This is a genomic window from Streptomyces sp. NPDC001406 (assembly GCF_042895285.1).
GTDB lineage: Bacteria > Actinomycetota > Actinomycetes > Streptomycetales > Streptomycetaceae > Streptomyces.
Map to the genome: position 1 here is coordinate 1 of NZ_JBIAWG010000051.1, position 4,780 is coordinate 4,780.

Sequence of the window (4,780 nt, forward strand, 5' to 3'; positions counted from 1 at the left end):
TGACACGACAGGCCACCACTCCCACGGGATCGCCAAACCTATGCCTGAACAGCGAAAACGCCGCCCTCAGGTTCGATACGACAACAGCTACTAAGCCCCGGACAAGCCTTCTCAGGCTGAGGCGGGGTACCACGCAGGAGGCAGGGCGAGCCCGGTCGGCAAGGGCGATCCGCTCGGCGGGACCAGACCAGCGGGCGCCACACCGACCGCGCTGCTGAAGTCGACGGTGCCGCCAGAGAACTCCGCGTGGCGGAAGTCGACTGCGACCGTGCCGCCAGAGAACCGGGGGATGCCGAAGAAGCCCGTGCCGACGGAGAACTGCGCGCTGCGGAAGTCGACCGTGCCGCCGGAGAACTCCGCGCCGCGGAAGTCGACCCAGCCGCCGGAGAACTCCCCGCGGTGGAAGTCGACCCTGCTCCCGGAGAACCGCGCGCCGTGGAAGACGACCCTGCCGCCGGAGAACTGCGTGCTGCTGAAGTCGACCGTGCTGCCGGAGAACTCCGCGTCGTGGAAGAGGACTGTGCTGCCGGAGAACTCCGCGCCGTGGAAGACGACCCTGCCGGCGGAGAACCGCGCGCTGCGAAAGTCGACCCTGCCGCCGGAGAACTGCGCGCTGCTGAAGTCGACCGTGTCGCCGGAGAACCGTGCGCCGTCGAAGACGACCCTGCCGCCGGAGAACCGTGCGCCGTCGAAGTGGACCGTGCTGCCGGAGAACTGTGCGTTGCTGAAGTCGACCATGCTGCCGGAGAACTGCGCGCCGGAGAGGTCACCGCCGTCGAACGTGACATCTGTGAGGTCGAAGTCGTGCCCCTGCCAGGAGTGCGGATTTTCGGGGGCAAGGCAGAGGTGGTCACGGATGAGACGGATGACGGTGTGCCGGACTTGCCGCAGCGCCAGGTAGGCGTGCCGGGCTTCCGCGTCGCCCGCCGGCAGGTCTGCCTCGGCCGTGTAGGGCAGGCGGAGGTAGGCGCACAGGACGTCGATGCAGGTCTGGCGCAGGGGTCGAGTGGGGGCATCGTCGGCGAGGCCGGCCAGGGCGTGGACCCCGCCGAGGCGCACCGCGGGGGAGTCGTCGCCGAGCTGGGTGACGGCGGTGGTGAAGCGTTCCGTGTGCAGGCGGGTGGCCTCGCGCAGCGCGCCGTCCTCGTCGACGCGCTGGCGCCGGTAGGCCACCACCAGAGCGACCAGGGCACCGGCTCCGGCGACCACGCCGAAGGACAGCTTCACCAGGTCGAAGAGCGTCGTGGAGTCGATGCGGTGCTCGGGCTTGATTCCCCGGGCGCTGAGCAGGTCCCATCCGGTGTAGAACACCGTGGCGGCCACCAGGATGGCCGCGGTGAAGGTCAGGGTGAGGACGGTGCCGACCGGCCACAGGCGCAGGCCACGCCGCTCCGTTCGGCGCCGGGGTAGATGTGCGGTCACATCCCCTTGAGACACTGCCACTCCCGCCGCCGGTTGCGGCGCGCGATTCCTCTCGGGGCGACCGCCTCTCACCCGCCAGCCATGGCGCCCGGATAAGCGCCCCATGTCCGGGATCCAGTCCCGCAGCGCATCGGACCGCCTTGGCCGATCGAGTTCACGGAGAGCTTCGACGCGACGGTGATGTGCCGGTTCCTCGACCGCCTCGCAGTTCACTTCGACCACAAGGTCCACCTCGTGGTCGACCGGCACTCCGCCCACCGGTCCCGCGCTCTCCGCGACTGGCTGGCCGATCACTCCGACCGGATCGAACTGCACTTCCTGCCGTCGTACTCGCCCGAGCTGAACCCCGACGAACTCGTCAACGCCGACCTCAAACGCAGTCTGCCTGCCAGCTGTCGGCGTACGAGCTGAAGTGGCTCTGGCAAGATTTCCGTGAAGCAGGGGTGTGCCACCGTGCGCCGGTGACGCTCCGTCGCGGGTGCCGACATTGTCGGCGAGTGTGATGACCTCGTACGGATTGTGTCTCCGCATCTGGATACGGTGCGGGTGGAACGAGTGTGGGCCGAGGCCGGCACCGTGCATGTGGCCGCCATTACCCGTGAGTTGACGGTGGCATGTCCGGACTGCGGTCGCGGTTCCGCGCGGGTGCACAGTCGCTATGGCCGCACGCTGGCCGACGTCGCTGTCGGCGGGCGCCCGGTGCTGATCGGGCTGTCGGTGCGACGGTTGTTCTGTGACAGCCCGGGTTGCGGTCGGCGGACGTTCGCCGAGCAGGTCGAGGGGCTGACGGCGCGCTACCAACGCCGCAGTCCGCTGCTGCAGCAGTTGGTGGAGATGGCCGGGGTGCTGCTCGCCGGCCGCGGCGGCGCCCGGCTCCTGCAGATCCTGAAGGTGCCGCTGTCGCGGACCAGCGTGCTGTTCCATTTGATGCGCTTGCCGCTTCCCCCGGCCGCGACCCCGCGGGTGCTGGGCGTGGACGACTTCGCGCTGTACGCGGATGTCTATGGCACCCTGCTGGTGGATGCAGAGACCCGCTTGCCGATCGAGCTGTGGGCCGGGCGCGACGCCGAACAGCTGGCTGCCTGGCTGCGGACGCACCCTGGTGTCGAGGTGGTCTGCCGGGACGGCTCGCTGGTCTACCGTCAGGGCATCGCCGAGGGCGCCCCGGACGCGGTGCAGGTCAGCGACCGCTTCCATCTGTGGCAGGGGCTGACGAAGCGGGTCGGGGATATCGCCGCCGCCCACCGCGGCTGCCTGCCCGCCGCGGTGCCCGAGCCCGAATCGGCGCCGCCGCCGAACCCGGCGGGACCGTCCGACCAGGCCGACACCCCCGCCCGCCGCCACGCGAAGAGGCTGTTCGAGGCGGTGCACGCAGTGACCGACACCGGTCGCTCGCTCAACGCCGCAGCCCGCGAGCTGGGCTTGAACCGGCGCACCGTGCGCAAATACGCCCGAGCAGCCACCTGGCAGGAATGTGTACGAACCGCTCGTCCCCGCCGGCCCACCAGTCTCGACCCGTACCTGGAGTACCTGCGGCAACGCTGGGAGGAAGGCGAGCACACCGCGACAGTGCTCCACCAGGAACTCGTCGCCAAGGGCTACCGCGGCCACTACCAGCGGATCAAGATGGCCGTCGCACCGCTGCGTCGCGGCCTACCGATCAACACGCCGCGCGACCGGCCGCCCTCGCCCTGGGAAGCCGCCCGCTGGATCACCACCGCGCCATCCCGGCGCGGCCTGCACGCTACCGAGGGACTCAGGCGGCTGCTCGAAAACTGCCCGGAACTGGACCGAACCCACGATCTGGTGCGTCAGTTCGCCGCCATGCTCGACGCCCGCGACGCCGCCCCGCTGCCGGACTGGCTCGAGCAACTTACGACCGCCCGCCTCCCAGCCCTGGCCAGCCTGGCCAACGCCATCCGAGAGGACCAGCCGGCGGTCGTGCAGGGCATCACCACCCCGTTCAACTCCGGCGTCAACGAAGGCCGCATCTCCGATCTGAAGCTCCAGAAACGGATCACGGCCGGACGCGCGGGGGTCCCCCTGCTCCGCCACCGCGTCATCCTCATGGCCCTGATCCGACGCCGCTACCCGTGACGGAGCGTCACCGGCGCACGGTGGCACACCCCTGCTTCACGGAAATCTTGCCAGAGCCACGTTCCCGTGTACGCCGACACCAGCATCAAGGCACGCATCCAGGCCCAACTCGCGAGCGAGACATGCCGATTCTTCCATCGCGGCCAGCGCCGGCCACACGTCGTCCGCGGCTACTTCCACGGCCCGCACGTCCGCTACACCCTCGAAGAGAACCCAATGTGTTTCTGATCAATACTACGGCGACCCCCTGTTTCTCTCCCGCCTCCACAACGATCGCCTGGATCTGCGTGGGACCGGGTCCTTCCCGCCTGTCAACCCTTGCGCCGAATGGGAGGCGGCCGGATCGGTACGCGCGGCGGATTTTCTCGGAGTGTTTTCGGAGATGTTCATCAGGGGGTGGTGAGGCGCCGGAGGGGGGACGGGATGACCAAGGACCGGGTGCCGAGCCATGCTCAAGATCTGTGGATCGTCTCGGGGAGGACGTACCTTCCCGGGTGATTGATCGATAGGTCACCGAGCAAGGCCGACGTTGCCGCGTTGGCTGGGAAGGCACGTTCGTGCTCACCGTAGTCAACGCTGATGGCGCCACGAACGGCGGGTCCTCGCTGCTGGATGACATCGTCCGGGAAGGTGCCCGGCGGATGCTGGCCGCCGCGCTGGAGGCCGAAGTCAACGCCTATATAGCAGAGTTGATCGACGAGCGAGACGAGCGCGGGCGGCGGCTCGTGGTTCGTAACGGCTATCACCAGCCGCGGGAGGTCACCACCGCGGCCGGCGTGGTCGAAGTGAAGGCGCCGCGGGTGAACGACAAGCGTGTCAATGCCCAGACGGGTGAGCGCAAGCGGTTCTCCTCGGCGATTCTGCCGCCCTGGTGCCGCAAGTCCCCCAAGATCAGCGAGGTTCTGCCTCTGCTCTACCTGCACGGCCTGTCCTCCGGCGACTTCGTCCCGGCGCTGGAGCAGTTTCTCGGCAGCGCGGCCGGGCTCTCCCCGGCCACCATCACCCGGCTCACCCAGCAGTGGCAGGCCGACCACACCGCCTTCATGGACCGAGACCTGTCCGAGGTCGACTACGTGTATGTGTGGGCCGACGGCATCCACCTCAACGTCCGCTTGGAGGAGGCCAAAGCCTGTGTCCTGGTGCTCATCGGGGTCCGCGCGGACGGCTCTAAGAAGTCATCTCATTTGGTTGAGTCTGCGGTAGCAGATGAGGGTGCAGGCGATGCTGGTGAAGGCCAGGAAGTGGCTGGCCTTGCGTTCGT

3 protein-coding genes and 1 pseudogene are annotated in these 4,780 nt (G+C 68.7%); 3 read left to right on the plus strand and 1 reads right to left on the minus strand.

What is annotated here, in order from left to right; genetic code table 11:
* Window positions 1-111 precede the first annotated feature (111 nt).
* Complete coding sequence (locus ACFY1J_RS45975; RefSeq protein ID WP_390713368.1) at window positions 112-1,422, minus strand: pentapeptide repeat-containing protein; 1,311 nt, start codon at window positions 1,420-1,422, stop codon at window positions 112-114.
* 153 nt (window positions 1,423-1,575) lie between these two features.
* Between ACFY1J_RS45975 and ACFY1J_RS45980 the strand changes: the two are divergent.
* The 3 genes and pseudogenes from ACFY1J_RS45980 to ACFY1J_RS45990 all read left to right on the plus strand — a co-directional run.
* Window positions 1,576-1,821: pseudogene (locus ACFY1J_RS45980) on the plus strand (transposase); the annotation flags it as partial.
* Between the two features lie 120 nt (window positions 1,822-1,941).
* A complete protein-coding gene (locus ACFY1J_RS45985; RefSeq protein ID WP_390713367.1) occupies window positions 1,942-3,519 on the plus strand; it encodes an ISL3 family transposase in 1,578 nt (525 codons plus the stop codon).
* Between the two features lie 557 nt (window positions 3,520-4,076).
* On the plus strand, window positions 4,077-4,780 hold a 704-nt coding region (locus ACFY1J_RS45990; protein WP_390713366.1), incomplete at its 3' end, for a transposase.